Annotated in this window: 17 protein-coding genes; 11 read left to right on the top strand and 6 right to left on the bottom strand. The window is 64.0% G+C overall.

The window, feature by feature from the left end; translation table 11 throughout:
• The first annotated feature begins 61 nt into the window (after positions 1-61).
• The 7 genes from ABFX23_RS07790 to ABFX23_RS07760 are packed head-to-tail and all read left to right on the top strand — an operon-like array spanning position 62 to position 6,008.
• Entirely contained in the window at positions 62-250 is a 189-nt protein-coding gene (locus ABFX23_RS07790; protein ID WP_346032520.1) for a hypothetical protein, read from the top strand.
• Entirely contained in the window at positions 247-951 is a 705-nt protein-coding gene (locus tag ABFX23_RS07785; RefSeq protein ID WP_346032519.1) for a nuclear transport factor 2 family protein, read from the top strand. The genes ABFX23_RS07790 and ABFX23_RS07785 overlap by 4 nt, the downstream gene beginning before the upstream one ends.
• A complete protein-coding gene (locus ABFX23_RS07780; RefSeq protein WP_346032518.1) occupies positions 948-1,718 on the top strand; it encodes a nuclear transport factor 2 family protein in 771 nt (256 codons plus the stop codon). Before ABFX23_RS07785 ends, ABFX23_RS07780 begins: the two co-directional genes overlap by 4 nt.
• Positions 1,718-2,503: a nuclear transport factor 2 family protein gene (locus ABFX23_RS07775; protein ID WP_346032517.1), complete on the top strand. Its 786-nt coding sequence runs from the start codon at positions 1,718-1,720 to the stop codon at positions 2,501-2,503. The genes ABFX23_RS07780 and ABFX23_RS07775 overlap by 1 nt, the downstream gene beginning before the upstream one ends.
• 4 nt (positions 2,504-2,507) lie before the next feature.
• Entirely contained in the window at positions 2,508-3,302 is a 795-nt protein-coding gene (locus ABFX23_RS07770; protein ID WP_346032516.1) for a nuclear transport factor 2 family protein, read from the top strand.
• Positions 3,303-3,306: 4 nt separating this feature from the next.
• Positions 3,307-5,469: a PQQ-dependent dehydrogenase, methanol/ethanol family gene (locus tag ABFX23_RS07765; protein ID WP_346032515.1), complete on the top strand. Its 2,163-nt coding sequence runs from the start codon at positions 3,307-3,309 to the stop codon at positions 5,467-5,469.
• A gap of 26 nt (positions 5,470-5,495) precedes the next feature.
• On the top strand, positions 5,496-6,008 hold the full coding sequence (locus ABFX23_RS07760) for a nuclear transport factor 2 family protein (RefSeq protein WP_346032514.1): 513 nt from the start codon (positions 5,496-5,498) through the stop codon (positions 6,006-6,008).
• Here the strand turns inward: ABFX23_RS07760 and ABFX23_RS07755 are convergent.
• From ABFX23_RS07755 to ABFX23_RS07730, 6 genes are all read right to left on the bottom strand, one after another.
• Entirely contained in the window at positions 5,965-6,810 is an 846-nt protein-coding gene (locus ABFX23_RS07755; protein ID WP_346032513.1) for an OmpA family protein, read from the bottom strand. The genes ABFX23_RS07760 and ABFX23_RS07755 overlap by 44 nt on opposite strands.
• Positions 6,811-6,812: 2 nt before the next feature.
• Entirely contained in the window at positions 6,813-8,357 is a 1,545-nt protein-coding gene (locus ABFX23_RS07750; protein WP_346032512.1) for a hypothetical protein, read from the bottom strand.
• 28 nt (positions 8,358-8,385) lie between these two features.
• Positions 8,386-9,312, bottom strand: a complete 927-nt coding sequence (locus ABFX23_RS07745; RefSeq protein WP_346032511.1) for an alpha/beta hydrolase — start codon at positions 9,310-9,312, stop codon at positions 8,386-8,388.
• Position 9,313: 1 nt separating this feature from the next.
• Positions 9,314-10,294: an alpha/beta hydrolase gene (locus ABFX23_RS07740; RefSeq protein ID WP_346032510.1), complete on the bottom strand. Its 981-nt coding sequence runs from the start codon at positions 10,292-10,294 to the stop codon at positions 9,314-9,316.
• A 60-nt stretch (positions 10,295-10,354) separates the two neighbouring features.
• Positions 10,355-12,955: a TonB-dependent receptor plug domain-containing protein gene (locus ABFX23_RS07735; protein WP_346032509.1), complete on the bottom strand. Its 2,601-nt coding sequence runs from the start codon at positions 12,953-12,955 to the stop codon at positions 10,355-10,357.
• A 233-nt stretch (positions 12,956-13,188) separates the two neighbouring features.
• On the bottom strand, positions 13,189-13,668 hold the full coding sequence (locus tag ABFX23_RS07730) for a MarR family winged helix-turn-helix transcriptional regulator (protein WP_346032508.1): 480 nt from the start codon (positions 13,666-13,668) through the stop codon (positions 13,189-13,191).
• 166 nt (positions 13,669-13,834) lie between these two features.
• On the opposite strand from ABFX23_RS07730, the gene ABFX23_RS07725 reads away from it, so the two are divergent.
• The 4 genes from ABFX23_RS07725 to ABFX23_RS07710 all read left to right on the top strand — a co-directional run bounded on the left by ABFX23_RS07725 (position 13,835) and on the right by ABFX23_RS07710 (position 19,004).
• Positions 13,835-16,258: a TonB-dependent receptor gene (locus ABFX23_RS07725; RefSeq protein ID WP_346032507.1), complete on the top strand. Its 2,424-nt coding sequence runs from the start codon at positions 13,835-13,837 to the stop codon at positions 16,256-16,258.
• A 264-nt stretch (positions 16,259-16,522) separates the two neighbouring features.
• The gene (locus tag ABFX23_RS07720; protein WP_346032506.1) at positions 16,523-17,686 is read left to right on the top strand and encodes an acetyl-CoA C-acetyltransferase; all 1,164 of its coding nucleotides are present in this window, start codon (positions 16,523-16,525) and stop codon (positions 17,684-17,686) included.
• A gap of 26 nt (positions 17,687-17,712) precedes the next feature.
• A complete protein-coding gene (locus ABFX23_RS07715) occupies positions 17,713-18,165 on the top strand; it encodes a MaoC family dehydratase (protein WP_346032505.1) in 453 nt (150 codons plus the stop codon).
• Positions 18,162-19,004 carry an HpcH/HpaI aldolase/citrate lyase family protein gene (locus ABFX23_RS07710; protein WP_346032504.1) on the top strand — a complete coding sequence of 281 codons (843 nt, stop codon included), beginning with the start codon at positions 18,162-18,164 and terminating at the stop codon, positions 19,002-19,004. The genes ABFX23_RS07715 and ABFX23_RS07710 overlap by 4 nt, the downstream gene beginning before the upstream one ends.
• Positions 19,005-19,019 lie beyond the last annotated feature (15 nt).

Below are 19,019 nucleotides of genomic sequence, written 5' to 3'. Positions count from 1 at the left end.
GCCGCGGGTAGGGCGTGCTTTGCCAACCGGAGAGCGGTTCGCGTTAGACTGACAGCTCCCCGTGGAGGGGGATCGTGCCACGGTCACTCCCGTTGCAACCGGCCTCGATTCCTCGCCCGGCGTAACGCGTGTCGGGTCCATCGGCTACGTTACCGAAGGCAAGATCGGATACCTGATCGATCCTGCGTTACAGGGGCAGGATCCGGGGGATTTCTACATCCGCGCCTTCACTCTTCCGGAGGGACTATGAAAAGACTTGTGATGCTCGCCGCATGCCTGGCGCTGATGCCGCAGCCGGCATTCGCGCAAGGCGCGCTCGATCGGGAGATCGCGGAATTGACCCAGCGCGTCGAACGGCTGGAGGGTGGCCGGGCCGTGAAAAAGCTCCAGCGCGCATTCGGCTTCTATGTCGACCGGGGCCTCTGGCGTCAGGCGGCAGACCTGTTCGCCGAGGATGGCTCGATCGAGATCGGTCTCGACGGGGTCTATGTCGGCCCGGACAGGATCGAGGAGTACTTGCGCCGGCTGCATGGCGGCCAGGAAGGTCTCATCTACGGACAGCTCAACGAGTGGATTACCCTGCAACCCGCGATCTTGGTGGCGGAAGACGGCGAGAGCGCCACGGCCCGCTGGCGCGATCAGGGCATGCTGGGCCAGTACAACGAACACGCCGAATGGCGCGACGGCGTGTATGAGAACACCTACGTGAAAGAGGACGGGGTCTGGAAGATCCGGTCGCTCCACCTGTTCGTCAATTTCGTTGCTCCGTTCGAAGACGGATGGGCGCGCCTCCAGCCCGGCGAGGGACTGGCGCGCAGCCAGACATCGATCGATTTCCCGCCCGATCGAGGTTCCACAGTGAACTACGAGCCGTTCCCGGCCGTGCAGATACCGACCTTCCAGGCACCCAACCCCGTGACCGGCCGTGCGGTGGAAGGAGACATGCGATGAGAACGCCTGCACTCTTGCGCAAGGGCCTGCTTTTCGCTGCCGTGCTGTCGCCGCTGGCCCTGCCACTTCCCGCCGCTTCGCAGTCGCTCGAGCAACGCGTTGCCGAATACCGCGAGCGCGTCGAACGACTGGAGGACCAGGCGGAGATCGAGAACCTCACGGCCACTTTCGGCTACTATTTCGACAAGGGCCTGTGGGACGAGGCCGCTTCGCTTTTTGCCGACGACGGCGAGTTCGAATACGAGCAGACCGGCGTCTATGTCGGCCCGGACCGTATCGAGCGGGCGATGCACATGCTCGGCCCCCAGGGCCTGGCCCCCGGTTATCTCAACAACCACATGATGCTGCAGAACATCATCTACGTGGCGGAGGACGGCCGCACGGCCACGGGGCGCTGGCAGGGCCCCGTCATGCTGGCGGAACCGAATGCCAACGGGCAGTGGGCTGTCGGGATCTACGAGAACGACTACGTCAAGGAAGACGGGGTCTGGAAGTTCGACAAGTTGCATTTCTACCTGACGGCGAAGACCGACTATGACCGTCCCTGGCCGCAGGGTTCCATCCCGATGCGCGGGGTCAGCGCCCTGTACCCGCCGGACGAGCAGCCGACGGAAGTCTATCGTTCTTTCCCCGGTGCCTACATTCCGCCGTTCAGCTTCGATCACCCGGTAACGGGCGAACCGCTGACCGACCTGCCCATGGCAGGTGATGACGTGACCGGACGCGAGGAGATTCCCTTCACCGGCCACATTGAGGGAGGCGAGTGATGCGCGCCCTGCTTCTCGCTGCCTCGGCCGCGACACTGGCAGTCTGCTCGGCTCCGGCCACGGCCCAGTCCGCTGCCGAAAGGCTCGACGCGCTCGACCAGCGGATCACGCGGCTGGAGGATCTCAACGAGATCGAGCGGGTGCAGCGCGCCTATGGCTATTTCGTCGACAAGAGCCAGTGGACCCCGCTGGCCGACCTGTTCACCGAGGATGCGACGCTGGAAATCGGCGGCAAGGGCATCTTCGTCGGGCGCGACCGCGTGCTGGAATACATGCAGACCGCATTCGGCCCGGACGGGACGAGGGAAGGGCTGCTGGCCAATCATATGCAGTTCCAGCCCATCCCCGACATTTCGGAGGACGGGCAGACCGGCTGGATGCGCGCGCGCGCCTACGTGATGAGCGTGGGCTGGGGCCTGCCGCTTTACGAAAACGAATACGAGAAGGGCGAGGACGGCAAGTGGCGCATCAGCCGGCTGACCGGGCCTTTCACGATGTACACGAACTGGGATGGCTGGGGCGAATACGCGCTCAACAACACCTGGCCAGACAAGTTCGACCCGCCGCCGGACCTGCCGCCTTCGGTCGTCTACCTGACCTACCCGGCCTATTACATCATCCCCTTCCACTACCCCAATCCCGTGACGGGGGAAGCGTTCATACCGGCCACGGGCGAAGTCGGCGCCTACCACCGCCCGCCGGGTACCGCAGCTCAGGAAGAATCCATGCGGGTCGGGCGAACGGTGAACGGCACGCAACCCATTGCAGAACCGCCGAGGGATTGAGCGCGTGCGCCTAGCGACATGCCTCGTCCACGCCGCGCTGGGGGCTGCAGCGCTGATGTTCACCACCGCTGCTGCCGCCCAGACAGCGCAGGAGCGGCTGGACGATCTGGGGGAGCGGATCGACCGGCTCGAGGGGATGAACGATATCGAGCGGCTGCAGAACGCCTATGGCTACTTCGTCGACAAGGCGCAGTGGACGCCGCTGGCGGAGCTGTTTGCCGAAGATGCCACGCTGGAGATCGGCGGGAAGGGTATCTTCGTCGGCCAGGACCGCGTGCTGGAGTACATGCAGCAGTCCTTCCGTCCCGACGGTATCGCGCCGGGCGTGCTCATCAACCACATGCAGTTCCAGCCCATCGTCGACATCTCGCAAGACGGCACGCGCGGCTGGATCCGAAGCCGTGCCTACGTAATGGCGAACGAGAGTTGGGGGCTGCCGCTTTACGAAAACGAGTTCGTGAAGGAAGACGGCGTCTGGAAGATCGCCCGCCTGACCGGGCCTTTCACGATGTACACCAACTGGGATGGCTGGGGCGAATTCGCGCTCAACAACACCTGGCCGGACAAGTTCGGCCCCCCGCCGGACCTGCCGCCGTCGGTCGTCTACCTGACCTATCCTGCATACTACATCATCCCCTTTCACTATCCCCATCCAGTGACGGGTTCCGTTTTCCGGCCGGACCGGGGCGAGGTAGGCGCCTACTTCCGCCCGCCAGGCACGGCGGAGCAGGAAGCCGCGCTGCGGACCGGCCGCACCGTTCACGGGGATCAGCCGATTGCCCAGCCCCCGGAGGACTGACCGCTTGCTTGCGAAATCGAACCTGAAATCCCCGACCCGGCTCCTGGCGGCGCTGTTCGGTCTGCTTGCCCTCGCTGCCTGCGCAACCGCAGTCGTGGAAAGCGAGGGCGACTGGCTCGCCAGCCACAGCGACGATGCCGGTGTCTGGCTCAGCGACGGGCGCACCTATGCGGCGCAGCGCTATAGCCCGCTGACGCAGATCAACGCCGGCAACGTCGATCTACTCGGCATCGCATGGTACGACGATTACGACACCTATCGCGGCATCGAGGCGACGCCCCTCTACGCCGACGGCGTGCTCTACAACATCCTCGCCTGGAACATCACCATCGCCTACGATGCGCGTACGGGCGAAAGATTGTGGACCTTCGACCCGGAGGTTCCCCGGGAAATGGGCCGCTACGCCTGCTGCGAACCCGTTTCGCGCGGCCTCGCTCTCTGGGAAGACAAAGTTATCATCGCCACGCTGGACGGGCGGGTGATGGCCCTCGACCGCGCTACGGGCGCGCCGATCTGGTCCACGCAGACCTTCGATCACGAGATGCCCTATACCATCACAGGAGCACCACGCGTGTTCGACGGGAAAGTGGTCGTCGGCCAGTCCGGCGGCGACCTGGGCGTGCGCGGCTTCGCCATCGCTCTGGACGTCGATACCGGCGAGGAGCTGTGGAAGTTCTACCTCACGCCGAACCCCACGGGCGAACCGGATGGTGCCGCCTCCGATCCCGTCATGCCGATGGTCCGCGAAACATGGTCGGACGATGGCATGTGGACCGAGCTTGGCGGCGGGGCGAATGCCTGGGATTCGATCGCATACGATCCTGATCTCGACCTCGTCTATATCGGCACCGGCAACGGTTCGCCGCTGGCCTGGCAGCATCGCAGCAACAGCGAAGGGGACAACCTCTTCATCTGCTCGATCGTCGCGCTCAACGCGTCGGACGGCAGTTATGCCTGGCACTACCAGATGGTGCCGGAGGAGGACTGGGACTACACCTGCACCAGTTCGATCGTCAGCGCCGATCTCGAGATCGAGGGCGAGATGCGCAAGGTCATCATGCAGGCGCCCAAGAACGGATTCTTCTACGTGCTGGACCGCGCGACGGGCGAAGTTATCAGTGCCGAGACATATGTGAAGGTTAACTGGGCGAGCGGCATCGACCCTGCAACGGGCCGCCCCGTCATCAACCCCGAAACGCATTACGGCACCGATCCGGTGCTGGTCTATCCGGGGCCGGGCGGAGCGCACAACTGGTTCCCCATGGGCTACAGTCCACGCACGAAACTGGCCTATTTCCCGGCCTATCAGTCGGGCATGGTCTATGCGCTCGATCCCGATTTCGAACCAGCGCCGTTTCGCTCGAACGCGGGCTGGGGTGGCTATTCGGGCGAGGCGCTGGAGACACGCCAGCAGCTGATGGAGCAGGCCAACGCGGACGAGAAGGCCTGGCTGGTAGCCTACGACCCGGTGCGGCAGCGCATCGCCTGGCGCAACGAATTGCCGCGTCATGGGAACGGCGGCGTGATGATCACCGCGTCGGACCTGGTGTTCGAAGGCACTACCCACCAGACCTTCGCAGCTTTCGATGCCCGCACGGGCGGTCAGCTATGGTCCTTTCCCATCCAGAGCTCACCCGTTGCCGGCCCGATCACCTATGAGCTGGACGGTGAGCAGTACGTCGCCGTCAATGCCGGCTGGGGAGGCGGGGCGGCAGGCGTCGAACGGTCCATGGGTATAGACCGTGCGCGTGCGACCGCGCGGCTGGTCGTCTTCAAACTCGGCGGCGATGTCGAACTTCCGCCCCTCGCCGTGCAGGAGCCGATACCGTCCCCGCCAAGGCTCACGGCGACGGAAGCCGAGGTCGGTCGGGGTGCGCAGCTCTACGCCCAGACCTGCGCCACCTGCCACGGTCGGAACGCCGTAGGCGGGGTAGCCGACCTTCGGCACATGGATGCCGAGACCCACGCCCAGTTCAAGGATATCGTGCTCGGCGGCATCTTCCTCGAGAAGGGCATGGCCAGCTTTGCCGACATCCTGAGCGAAGAAGAGGTCGAGGACATCTACGCCTATCTCATTGCCCGCGCCAACGAGGACTGGGGAGAAGACGGCGTGGGCGGAGGCGCCGGCGATGTAACATCGAGCGCACCGTCTGGCGGGCCGCACTAGCGAGGCAGGGTAAGAGGGAAGACGTTATGACTGGGATGAATTGGCGAGCCGGCTTGCTGGCGTGCCTGATGGTTGCCATGCCTGCTGCCGCTCCCGCCCAGGCGCAGCAGGCACCGAGCGAGTTACAGGAATTGCGCGACAGGGCCGCGATAGAGGAATTGCTGCGCGCCTATGGCAGGACCATCGACGAACGCGATTTCGAAGCTTTCGGCGCACTTTTCGCCGAGGACGGCGAGTACGGCAGCGGACCGGTCACGAGCGTGGGGCCGGAAGCGATCGCGGAGTCAATGCGATCCGTGTTCGAAGCCAATGCGCTGGGATTTGCAGAGCCCAATTTCCACGTATTCTTCAACGAGGTCATCGCGATCGACGGTGACAGTGCACGCGCCAGCAGCATGTCTTTCTACATCGTGCCGGGGGAAGACGGCCTGCCCGAAATCGCGTTGATGGCGCGTTATGACGATGAACTGATACGGGTGAGCGAAAGATGGAAGTTCAGGAGCCGCCGCGTCGAGGGGCTTTTGCCTGCCCCGCGCTAGGCTGTGATACGCGCAGTTCAACTCGCCGACCCTGCCAGTCGGCATGGCCGTCCGGTTCCGATGCCGCATCGAAAATTTCCAGTGTGATTGCATTCGCCGGTGCGCCCAGCCCGGCCAGGATGTCAGCGATCTTCTCTCCCCTCTGGCGCGCCATGTCCTCGCGCTCCGCGAGAATCTCGCCGGTATCGAGCAGGGTCGCGCCCCGATAGGCACGGATCGAAACAGCAGCGCCCGGCGTGGCTCCGGCAAGGCGGGCGAGTTCCAGCATCACCATGGCGTCGGGGCTGGAGGCGCGGTCGCGTTCGAACGGGAAATATATCGTTTCCGTTCGGCCCAACGCCACTTCGGGCACGGGCAAGGCCGGAAGACGCACGATCTGGAGGGAAGCGGATGGATTGGCGAGGATCATCGCCCGCTGCGCCTCTGTGATGTCAGGCCGCCGCCCCAGTTCCAGTGCCAGGATTTCGGGCGTGGCGGGCGCGATCTCGTCGCACTCGGGGGATAGTTCCGGCATGACCGAGGCTCTCCCCTCGATTTTCACCCCGCCGCATTCCTGCTCGTCGTCGCTCACTACACCTTCCACCAGCAGCTTGTGGCCAAGCTGCGGGTTGCCCCAGTCCGGTGGGCTCGACACGCCATAGCGGATACCCTCGTGCCGCACGAAAAAGCACACGTCGCTGCGCTCCCCCGTGTCCTGCGCCACGGGGCAGGCGATGAAGTTGAGGTGCTCCTGCGCCGAAGCCGGCACACCGCTGGCGATCGCACCGAACGCAAGGACGGGCGCGAGATTTGTGAAACGCATTTTCACAGCACACTCATGAAGTTGACCAGATCCTGCTTTTCCTGCTCGGTATAGCGGATGTTGAAGCGACGATCGTAGAAGTCGACCATCTCGCGCAGGGTATCGGCTTCCCCGCCCATGAAATAGGGCGCACGGGCGGCAAGACCGCGCATCTGCTGAGTCATGCTGGCACCTATGTCGCTACACCTGCCCGTGACCAGGGCGCGGCCCGGATCGTGGGTGTAGATGACCCTGCCCAGATACGACTGTGGCACTGCATCGTCGTGGCAGGTTGCCTTGAACAGCGGAAGGTCCTCGCGCCGGTTCCACGGCCAGTTGTTCAGCCCCAGGTCCATGAAACCGGGTGCCAGGTCCATGCCGGCCAGCACGGTATTGTGACAGCCCGACGCGCAGCTGCGCTTGAACGGATTGCCCAGTCCCTTGTCGTTGTAAACGCCGACGTCCCGAATGAAGAAGCGCTTGTCGAAGAAGACATTCGCGCCCCGCGCGACGGAGGCCTGGAATTCTTCCTGCGGGGTCAGCTCCTCGTCTTCGCCGCGCTGGTGCAACCACATGGCGAAGGTGCCGAACACGCGGTTCACCGGATTGTTACCGAGTTCGCCGGGCGGGCCGTCGCGCATGGCTTCGGGGCCAAGGCCCGGCGGCGCGCCGGGACCGCCGAGTTCGCCTGCCTGGTTGCTGAACCCTTGCGCAACGTAAATCGACCGCTCGAACTCCTCGATCTGGCGCAGATCTTCCTCGGTCAGTTCGGCGATCATTTCCAGATGGGTGGAACTGGCATCGCCCGCCTGTCCGCGCAGGGTTGGCAACCTGCCGTCCGACATCAATTGCACCGACACGAACTCGCCGGTTTCCGGGTCGGTCGGCAGCAGGCTCTTGTCGTTGTACATGAAATATTCGTGCGGGGTCACGCCGTTGGGCAGCGTGAGCAGGTATTTCATGTTCGCCACCGGACGCGGTCGGCGGAAGACCGAAATAGCGGGCTCGTCGCTGAACATGCCCCATTGGGGATCGAGGTTGCAGCCCGTGGGGTCGCTGATAACCTCAAGTTCGAATTCGGGTTCGATCACTGAGCCGTCCGCAGCGCGCGGCGGCCAGGGGCGCGGGATGCGGAAAAGGCCCTTCTCCAGCAGCAGCGAGTGGGAGGCTTCCTCACCCTGCGGCAGGCTGGGGCAGTTGGAGCCGTCGATCGCTGCGAACAGCGGGTCGGTGCCGTCGGTCGCCACCCACTGCGCGCGGATCGTCTTTACCGAAAGGCTCATCGCATCGGACGGCTGGTGACAGGTGACGCAGGCGCGTCCGTTCTCACCCAGCGGTTCGAAGAAGGGATGCCCTGTCGTGTTGATGGGCTCGCCCGTATTGACCAGGCGAAGGCGGCCGTAATCGTTGGGGAATTCCAGAGTTTCGCCGATAACGAACTCCTCTCCCGGCCCCCACCACTGGCTGCCGGACTCTTCGGCACCCTGGCTGAAGGCAGCGACGCCGAAGGTCAGCGATGCGCCGACCAGCAGGGCGGCCGAGATACGATGAAGGGAATGCCGGCTCATGATCCTGTACTCTTACGAAGCTTAGCAGTCATTCGGGCGCGGTTTCCAGCAACTCGCGCTCCCGCATCCACTCCAGCAGGCGGTCTCCCCACAAGTCCGGCGTCATCGTGAAATTGGGAACGTCGTAGACGTGCAGTTCGGCATTCTCGCGCTCGGCAATCCACATCTGGAACAGCGCGACGAGCCCGTCGGTCACGGGGCCGTGCCAGGATTCGGTTATCAGGAACAGCGGGGGCGCGTCCTCGGGCACGGCAATATCCTGAAGCGCAGGTCCGAAATTGGAGACGATGAAATCGGGCGTTGCCCCGTCCTCGCCCGCCATCATCGTCCCGAAGGCGACACCGCCGCCTGCGGACGTGCCGAACATGCCCACACGGTCGGGGTCGATGCCCCATTCGGCCGCGCGGCTGCGCACGAGGCGAAGCGCTGCCTGCCCGTCAGCCGTGGCGAGGCGAAGGACTTCACTCAACACCGGGTCGTCAGGCGAGGGATTGGCGTTGGCATTGCGGATTTCCATTGATGGGAATTCGATGGGACCGGATGCCGGGGGACGCGGCGCGGTCGCGCGGACGATCTCCTCCGGCGTGCGTTGCAGCGTGCGGTATTCCAGCACGATCACGGCCACGCCTTGCTCGTTCAGCAGCGCAATCGTCTCATGCATGTCGCCGCCCATGCCCAGCACGCGCAGCCCGCCTCCGGGTAGCATGATAATGGCCGCACCACCCGCCTCATCAGGCTCCGGCAGAAAGACCTGCAAGCGCGGCTGGGTGGTGTTGTATCGATCTTCCCCGCCATCGGTTGGATGCACCACTAGCGGCTGCGTCCAGTCCTGCGAACCGGGAGCGGGGCCATCGTACAAGTTCAACGTGTGCTGCTGCGCCAATGCCGCGCAGGACGGCAGGAAGGCGAGACAAGCCGCGCAGAGTGAGTGCAGGATGGCTTTGCGCAAGTTCACGTCAGAAGCCCTTCGCTTCGTAAGTCCACTCCGCATCGTCGCACAGGCGGCAGTCCTCGCCAGTGAACCAGCGCGCAGCGGCCTCGTCACCGCGAAGTTGCCATTCGAGCCACTGCGCCGCGACCGTGCCGACCCGGCCACCGTTCGGCTCCCGGAATGTGCCGCCGTGGCCAACGTCGAGGTTCGCGACGGCGACCGGCACGTGGTCGATGCGCGCGAAATCGTCCATGCCGTTGGGATAGGCGACGTCGCTCTTGCCGCCCAGGATATAGAGGACCGGGGAATGCATGTTGCGTAGCTCTTCCTTGGCTACGGAGAACCCGGTGATGGGATTGAAAGCCTCGGGGTCGAGCACGCCGCTGTTGTGCACGATGCTCGTGGCGATGCGCGGATCGGCGGCGACGCTGATCGCCTGGAGGCCGCCGCAGCTGTGCCCGGCGACTGCCACCTTGGCGGGATCGACGCGGCCGTAGAAAGGACCTCCGGCACGCTCATTCTCGGCCAAGATCCAGTCGAGGCCCGCCAGCAGGTCGGCGGGCATGGTCTGTACCGGCGGGAAAGCGCCCTCGGTGGGCGGAGCCTCGCGCGGTGGCTCGGGCAAAGCGCCAGGACCGCTGTAGGCCTTGCCGGGCGCAATGGCGACGTAGCCGTGCGAGGCGATTTCCAGCAGGTGAAACCGGGCGGAGGCCGCATCGGCAGAGCATCCGCCATTGCCCCACAGTACCACGCCCAGTTGGCCGTCGGCCACCGCACCAAGGTCATCCGGCCGGTAAACAAGGTGATCGGGAAGGTTGGCCCGAACGTCACGTATCGCGGGGAAGGGGCCGCTGCCCGATGTGTCCGGCGCGGCGTCGAAGGCGACCGCAGATGCCCCGCGCGCTGACGCCTGATCGGTCGCAACTTGCGTCTCGCCGACAGGCGCGCAGCTTGCAAGCAGGATGGCGAAAGCAACTGCCGCGCTTTGCAATGAGGCGTTTCTCATAACTCTCTCCAGTACGAAAGATAACGGCCGGCAAGGGAGGCTTGCCGGCCGTTACCTGGTTCAGAACCCGGCGCGCAGGCCCACCGCGATCGTGCGTCCGATCGGGCTGTGCGCATTGGGATCGAAGGCGAGATTGCCATTCTGCACGTAAGGCGGATCGTTATCGAAGATGTCCTGCACGTCGAGCGAGAGGGTTATGTTTTCGGCAAAGGCGAACGGCTGCTCCAGCGTGTAACGCAGCGCCAGGTCGAACTCGGTGTGCGCGGGCACGTCCTGGATCGGCGTCACGGAATCGTTGTCGTAGCTGCCGTAGTGATTGACGAACACGGTACCCGACAGGCCCCCAACTTCCGCCCCGGCGTAGGCACGCGCAACGAAGGACGCGGGGTTGTTGATCGTATCCAGCACATCGCGCAGCGGCGTGCCGGAAATGATCGTGCGATCGAACGACAGGATCTTGGTGGCGTTCACGCCCACGCGCCATGAACCCCAGTCGGTGAAGCCTTCGTAGCTGCCGATGAATTCGAGCCCGTCGGTCTTGTTAGCACCCAGGTTCACCTTGCGCCCGTCGACGATGGCGTAAACGTCCTCAGGTGCGGCGGGCGGGGCACTGAACAAGCCTCCCGCAACGATCTCGTTCACCAGATCGATGGGCGGGTCCAGCGTGACGATGGTCGCCAGTTCGGGCTTCTGCAGCGCCAGGCGATCGTTGCCCGGCGTGGCGATGCGGTTGGTGTAATCGACGTTGTAGTATGTGACCGACAGGCTGAGACCGGGCACGGTATCGGGCTGCCAGTCGGCACCCAGCGACCACGTCGTTGCTTCTTCCGGCTGCAGGTCGGGGTTGCCACCGCGCAGGAACAGGACGTTGCGCAGCACATTGCTGCCATCCACGAACTGCGTGTACTGGTTGAACGGCAGGCCCGTATCCGACAGCGTCGGCGCACGGAACGAGGTGCCGTAACTGCCGCGCAGGGTCAGCGATTCCACCGGGCGGAAGGTAACGCCGAATTTCGGATTCAGCGTGTCGCCCACGTCGTTGTAATCGTCATAGCGCACGGCTGCCGACAGGTTCAGTTCGGGGCCTTCACCGCCGATGATCGGCACGAACACTTCGCCGAAGACCGAATTGATCTTGCGGTCGAAATCGCTCTGGAACGGGGCGAGATCCTGGAAATTGATCTCCTGCCGCGAGGCGCCCAGGGCAAGGCGGATTTCGCCCGCGGGAAGGCTGGTTACCGGCCCGTCAACCGACACGCCGTACTCGTGGATGCCGTAGTTGGTATCCACCCGGAAGCTGCCACCGGCGATGGCTGCGATGGTGGCGGGGTTGTTGTTGCCGGTGGAGCTGAACGGGTTGAAGGCCGTCGCCGGGTCGGGATCGGCCAGGGCTGCAGTCAGCGCGGCATTGTCGATCCGACGGTCGAACGACCGCTCCTTGTCGTGGCCGTAGGCGTAGAAGACATTGCCCGACCAGTCGGCGCCGAGCTGCGCATTCAATCCGCCCGTGATGTGATAGGCCTGCTGCGACGAAGGGTTTCGTTCGAAGCCCAGTTCGTTGACGAAGGAGTACGATACCGTCACGCGTTCGCCCGGCGCACCCGGATTGACATAGAACGGGTTGCTGGTCGGCACGTCGAATTGCGCAGCAAGGGCACTGGCGGCCAGCGTACCGTCACGTTCTGCATAGAAACCCTGCGCGTAGAACTCGATGCTCTGCGTGATTTCCTGTTCGAACGTGGCGGCCGCGCTGTAGCGTTCCTGCGCCGGCAGGGCGCCCGCGCCGAGATAGGCGCTTTGCAGGTTGCGAGTGCCTGCGGTGAAATCGCCCGCCGTCAGGTTTTCGCCATCCCCCGTGGGAATGGCATAGGTCACGCCGCCTACCGTGATGTTGCCCGGCGCTGCGTTGGCGGAGCGAAGGTCCGGCCCGCCGAAGGGGCGCAGATCGTCGGTGTAGAAATCCCGGTCCGCCGCAAACAGGATGCCGCGGTCGTTGTATTCACCTGCCACCATGATGGAGCCTGTGCCCCAGGTCTTGCCGAGCACGAGGCCCGCCTGATATTCCTCGAAACCGTCGGCGAACTTGACGCGGCCCATTGCTTCGGCCCCGTCGAAGTTCTTGCGCAGCAGGATGTTCACCACGCCGCCCACGGCGTCGGAACCGTAGATGCCGGAACTGCCATCGGCCAGAACTTCCAGCCGCGCGATAGCCATGGTCGGGATGACGGAAGGGTCGAAGAACTGGCTCTGCGTGCCCGCCGCGGGAAGGCGGCGTCCATCGAGCAGAGTCAGCGTGGATTCGGTCCCCAGGCCGCGCAGGTTGATACCGGTGCCGAAGGTGCGGTTGGCGTTCTGGTTGTTTGCCGAAGTGAACGACGCATCGGTCGCGCCGAAGTTGAACACCTGCGGCAGTTCCGAAAGCAGTTCGGTCGTGGTCGAGGCCGAGCTTGCCTCGATGTCCTCGCGCCCCAGTCCGATCACGGGCGAGCCGGTCGGCTCGATACCGCGAATGCGGCTGCCGGTGACGATAATGGCTGGCGGCGCGTCTTCCTCGATCCCGGCCCCGGCATCCTGCGCCATCGCGGCCACTGGTAGGCACAGGGCGACCAGGGAGCCGCTGCCGAGCAAGGTCCCGCATTTCGTCTTGATATTGCTACGCATAGTTTCCTCCTCCCGAAAGGCCTCGTCATGCAGGCGGGCCAATTTGCGGTCCGCATCGCTCGATTGGCTCGCGGAAAACAAGTGAAAACTATTCAACAATATTGTCGACAATCTGGCGAGTGATCGCGCTTCAGGCGACCGCAGAATGGGGCGTGTCTTTGCTGAGATGCGCGGGAAAGGCGGCAAGCGGTTCTTCGGTCCGGCTCGTACGCTCCCGTCCGAATTTCTATCATTCAGTTGGCGTCACCACCTTCGATGATCTTGCGAAGAACGATCTGGAGCGTTCGGCGCTCGTCGTCGGAAAGCGACGCTGTCAGCGCCCGGTCATGCCTTGCAACCTGCTTTCGCAGTTCGATCAGCGTGCCTTCCCCCTCCTCGGTCAGGTGGACGCCGCGTGCCCGCCCGTCTTCCGGCAGCCTGCGCCTGCTCAGGCAATTTCGCGCTTCCCAGAAATCGATCGCCAGGGTGGCGGCGGGCTTGCTGAGGCCAAGGACGGCGGCGAGTTGCATTTGGCGCAAACCGGGGTTGGCTCCGACTACTTCGAGCACGGAATAGCGCAGGGGCGTGATCGAACGATCGCCGATTTCCTCGGGAAAGGTGCTGAAGTCGAGAAGGCTGGCGCGGCGCAGGTGAAAGCCGATCAGGCTGGGAAGCTGGCCGTAATCGAAGGTTCGATCGAAAAGCGCGATTTTCGCGTCGGACTGTGTCGCCAAGGTCACTCTCCCCTCTTCACTGATAGCGTTTTCACCGCCGGCTACTGGCTTTGCAAGCACCTTGGCCTGCCTACAGGCAAAAGTAGTTATTGACGATAATCATACTTGCTTGCAATTCACGGCATCAAGAATTGAGCAACAGATTCAATCGCTGCGAGAGGACGATATGATGGTTACTTGGTCGAAGGTGAATTTCCTGTCGGGCGCAGCCTTGCTGGCTCTATCTGCTGCGGCGACAGGTCTTGCTGTACCGGCGATGGCGCAGGGCACGCAGAACGGTGACGCGATTGGCGATGAAGAGCAGGCTGGCGCGGCCCCGGCACCGGATTCGGTCATCGTCGTGACCGCTCGCCGTCGCGAGGAATCGCTCCAGGAGACGCCGGTCGCGATTTCCGCTTTCTCCGCCGAGACATTGCAGGATCGCCAGATCCAGCAGACATCCGATCTCGAGCGCATTACGCCCAGCCTGCAGTTCAAGCCGGCCGGGCAATTGTCGGGCAACAGCGCTTCCTCGGTGGTTTTCATCCGCGGTGTCGGACAGCTTGACCCGACAGCTGCGGTCGATCCGGGAGTCGGCATTTACATCGATGAGGTCTATGTCGGCCGCGCGGTGGGCGGCACGATCGACTTCGGCGATATCCAGAGCGTGGAAGTGCTACGCGGTCCGCAGGGGACGCTGTTCGGGCGCAACACCATCGGTGGCGCGATCCTGGTCCAGACCCGCGAGCCCGAGTTCGACGAACTGTCGGCTCGCGGCCGTTTCCGCGTGGGCGAATACGACCTTTTCGAGGGATTTGCCGCGTTCAACCTGCCGATTTCCGAGACGGTCGCTGCGCGCGTTTCCGGCGGTTTCCGCAAGCGTGATGGTTATGTGATCAGGGAATTCGACGGTCTCGACCTCGGCAATGACGACAGCGTGACGGTCAACGGCGCGCTGCGTTTCGAACCCACGGCCGACTTCGAACTCCAGTTGCGCGCTGACTATACCAAGCGCGACGAGAACGGCGCTCCGTTCGTCTTCGCCGGTATCAACGAAAACGCGCCGGTGGCGGCCATCGTCAGCGTGGCGGCGGGCTGTCCGGGAGCGACGATACCCTTTGCGCCGCTGCAACCGGGCGACCCGCGCTTCGGTGCGCCGAATGTCCCGCTGATCGACGACGCGCGCTGCGCCAACGATTTCCAGGACCGCGGTAACTTCGTCAACGGAGGTACTGCCGACGTTCTGAGCACGTCCGAGGTCTGGGGCATTTCGGGCACGGCTACGCTGGATGTCTCGGACAACGTGCTGCTCAAGAGCATCACGGCCTACCGCTCCACCGAATCCCGCGGCATTCGCGATGCGGACAACACGCCGTTCCTGCTGATCACGACAGACGTGGGAAGCAAATCCGAACAGTTCAGCCAGGAACTGCAGGTGCAGTACGATGGCGGGCCGCTCAATGGCATCCTCGGGGTCTACTACTTCGACGAGGACACGAACGAACGCGCCACGGTTCCACTGTCCTTCCCCCCGTCACCGCCGGTAATCGGCTCCATCCTCGCTGGCGGACCGGGTTCGCGCGACCTGCAGGTGTCCCAGCTGGAAACCCGCTCCTGGGCGATATTCGGCGAGGCATCCTACGAGATCACGGACGCCCTCGAGGTGAGCGGCGGCCTGCGTTACACCGAAGATCGCAAGACCTTCCAGGGGACGGTGCTGAACCTGTTCCCCGCCACGCTGCCCGATCCCGATCCGCTGCCCGATACAGCAATACCCGACGGCGGGCCGTTGTTCATCTACCCCACACCCAACCGGGAAACTTTCAGCGCGCTGACCGGCTCTGCCAGTGTTTCCTACGAAGTCGCGCCGTGGCTCAACACCTATCTGTCCTACTCCCGCAGTTTCAAATCCGGCGGTTTCAACACGCGCTACAATGCGCCGCCTCCTGGGTTCGAGCCGGTTCCGTTCGACGAAGAAACGGTCGACAGCTATGAAGTCGGCGCAAAGATCGAGGCGGGTGACTTCCGCCTGAACCTGGCTGCTTTCCAGGCGGACTACGGCAATATCCAGCTCGTCTTCCGTCAGGGCGTGGTGCCGCTGCTGTTCAACGCCGGTGAAGCACGCATTCGTGGTTTCGAGGCCGAGGCCAGCTATCGGCCGTTCGACACCGGCCTGTTCATCGATGCAGGCATGAGCATTCTCGACGACGAGATCCTCTCGATCACCGAAGTCCCCGGGGCAACGGCCACGGTCCAGCCCGGAGACGAATTGCCGCTCACGCCTTCCTTCCAGGGCAACCTGGCGATCGGCTACGACATCGAGATCGGTAATCGCTACGTCCTCACTCCGCAGTTCGACGGCTCCTACACTTCGGACGTCGTTTTCATCACCGGCAGCGTCCCGGAGATCGAGCAGGAAGGTTACTTCGTGGCGAACGCATCCATTCAGTTGGAGATCGACGAACGCTTCTCGGTGCAGGCCGGCATCATCAACCTGTTCGACAAGGAATACCTGATACAGGGCAACGCCTCGCTGGGTACGCTGGGCTACGCGGAGAAAATCTACGCTCGCCCGCAGAGCTGGTATCTGCAGGTCTCGGCGGAGTTCTGATGCTGCTTTCATAAGACTCCTCGCCAGCAGACAGGCGAGAATGGGGCGGGCGCGAAGGGCATTCCGGTAAGCGGAGAGTCCGGACGCGCCCGCCATGCTCGGTTTTGCATTCCGTTCCGGGCGGATCGATCCCATCGGATCGAGGCGAGAGGCGGAGGAATCGAGCACCGTGACTTCCCAATCCGGGCAGTTGTGCGGTAGTCCATGCTGCCGTGGTTGCCGTTACACGGCTGCACACTCCCGGTTTATGAGAAGGGAAACGTTATGGCCGAGGCGTACATCGTAGACGCGGTCCGCACTCCCGGAGGCCGCGCGCGCAAGGGTGGCCTGGTGGACGTCCATCCTGCCGACCTTGGCGCGACGGTGCTCGATGCGCTGGTCGGTCGCACCGGCATCGATCCGCAGGCTATCGAGGACGTGATCCTTGGCTGCGTCACGCAAGCGGGCGAGCAGGCCTTCGCGTTCGGGCGCAACTGTGTGCTAGCCTCAACGCTGCCCGAGACGACGCCGGCCGTGACGATCGACCGCCAATGCGGCTCGTCGCAGCAGGCCCTGCAATTCGCTGCGCAGGCGGTGATGTCGGGCACGCAGGACGTGGTCATTGCGGCCGGTGCGGAAAGCATGACGCGCGTCCCGATGGGGTCGAACTGGCAGTTGCACCAGCAGAACGGGATAGGCATCGGCCCTTGGCCGCCGTCGATCCAGCGTCGATTCGGGGTGAAGCAGTTCAGCCAGTTCCACGGCGCGCAGGCCATCGCCGACAAGTACGGCTTCACGCGCGAAGCGATGGATGCCTTCGCCCTGGAAAGCCACCGCAAGGCGGCCGCCGCAATCGACAGCGGCGCTTTCGAGGCAGAGATCGTCCCGGTCGACACGGGGAACGGCATGGTTGAAACCGACGAGGGCGTGCGCCGCGGTGGCACGATGGAGAAGATGGGCGAGATCCCGCCCATCAGCGAAGGCGGATCAATTACGGCAGCAAATGCCAGCCAGATGACGGACGGCGCATCGGGCGTGCTGGTGGTGAGCGAGCAGGCGCTCAAGGACTACGGTCTCACGCCGCTGGCTCGGCTGCATCACTTCTCGGTAAGCGCGGGCGACCCGGTCATCATGCTGGAAGAACCGATTCCGGCAACGCGCAAGGCACTGGCCAAGTCCGGGATGACCCTGGACGATATCGACCTGTTCGAAGTGAACGAAGCGTTTGCCTCGGTGCCGATGGCATGGTTGCAGGTGATGGATGCCGATCCGGCGAAGCTTAACGTCAACGGAGGCGCGATAGCTCTTGGCCACCCGCTGGGCGCGACGGGCACGAAGTTGATGGCTACTCTGATCCATGCGCTGAAGGCGCGGGGCGGGCGCTATGGCCTGCAAACCATGTGCGAAGGTGGCGGGATCGCCAACGTCACGGTAGTAGAGGCGCTCTGACTTCAACGAAAAAGGGTCGAGCATAGATGGCAGGCAAGTTTTTCGACGAGTGGCGGGTGGGAGAAACCATCGCCCACGAAATTCGTCGCACGGTGACAGAGACGGACAACCTGCTGTTCTCCACCATGACGCACAATCCGCAGCCGCTCCACCTCGATGCGCAGGCGGCGAGCGAAAGCGAATTCGGTCAGATCCTCGTCAACGGCACGTTTACCTTCGCGCTGATGGTGGGGCTGAGCGTGGGCGACACCACGCTGGGCACGCTGGTGGCCAACCTTGGCTATGACAAGCTGGTGCATCCCAAGCCGACATTCCTGGGCGATACCCTGCGCGCCGAAACCGAAGTGGTGGACAAGCGCGACAGCAAATCGCGCCCCGGCTCCGGCATCGTCACGTTCAGGCACCGCCTGCTCAACCAGCGGGACGAAGTGGTGTGCGAATGCCTGCGCATGGCGCTTATCAAGGGCAGCCAGGCGTGAGAATGCGCAGCCTGCTCTTCGTTCCCGCCGACCGGCCCGAACGCTTTGCCAAGGCGGCGGCGAGCGGGGCCGATGCGATCATTATCGATCTGGAGGACTCCGTCGCTCCGGTCAGCAAGCCGAAGGGCAGGGAGGCCGTGGCCGAATTCCTGCAATCGCCGGGCGACGTGCCGGTGATCGTGCGGGTCAATCCGCTCGGCAGCGGAGATACGGAAAGCGATCTGGCCGCCGCCCTGCCGCATCCTCCCGCTGGCATAATGCTGCCCAAGGCCGAGGGGGCAGCGAGTGTCGAGCGATTGGCGCGGATGATGGATGGCGCCGCGATTCCGATCCTGCCGATTGCGACCGAAACGCCCGCCGCCATTTTCGAACTCGGGTCCTACCGGGAAGTCACCACCCCGCTGATGGGTCTCACCTGGGGCGCGGAAGACTTGCCAGCGGCCATGGGCGCGGCCACTTCGCGCGAAGACGACGGGAGCTACACTGCGCCATACGAGATGGCGCGCAGCCTCACGCTGCTGGGCGCGCATGCGGCCGGTATTCCCGCGATCGAAACGGTCTATCCGGACATCAGGGATACCGATGGCCTAGCCGCCTATGCCGCGCGAGGGCGGCGCGATGGCTTCACCGGCATGATGGCAATCCATCCGGCACAGGTGCCCATCATCAACGATGCCTTCGAGCCGAGCGAAGCGGAAATCGCCCACGCGCGGGCCATCGTCGACGCTTTCGCCAAGCAGCCGGACGCGGGCGCTCTCCAGCTTGACGGCAAGATGATCGACAGGCCGCATCTGGTGCAGGCGAAGCGACTGCTTCAGCGTGCCGGCAAAGCCTCCTGAACACGCTGCCAACAG

This window comes from Erythrobacter westpacificensis (assembly GCF_039542285.1).
In the GTDB taxonomy this organism is placed as follows: domain Bacteria; phylum Pseudomonadota; class Alphaproteobacteria; order Sphingomonadales; family Sphingomonadaceae; genus Alteraurantiacibacter; species Alteraurantiacibacter westpacificensis.
Note: the sequence above shows the minus strand (reverse complement) of the source record. Positions and strands in the feature narration are given on the sequence as shown.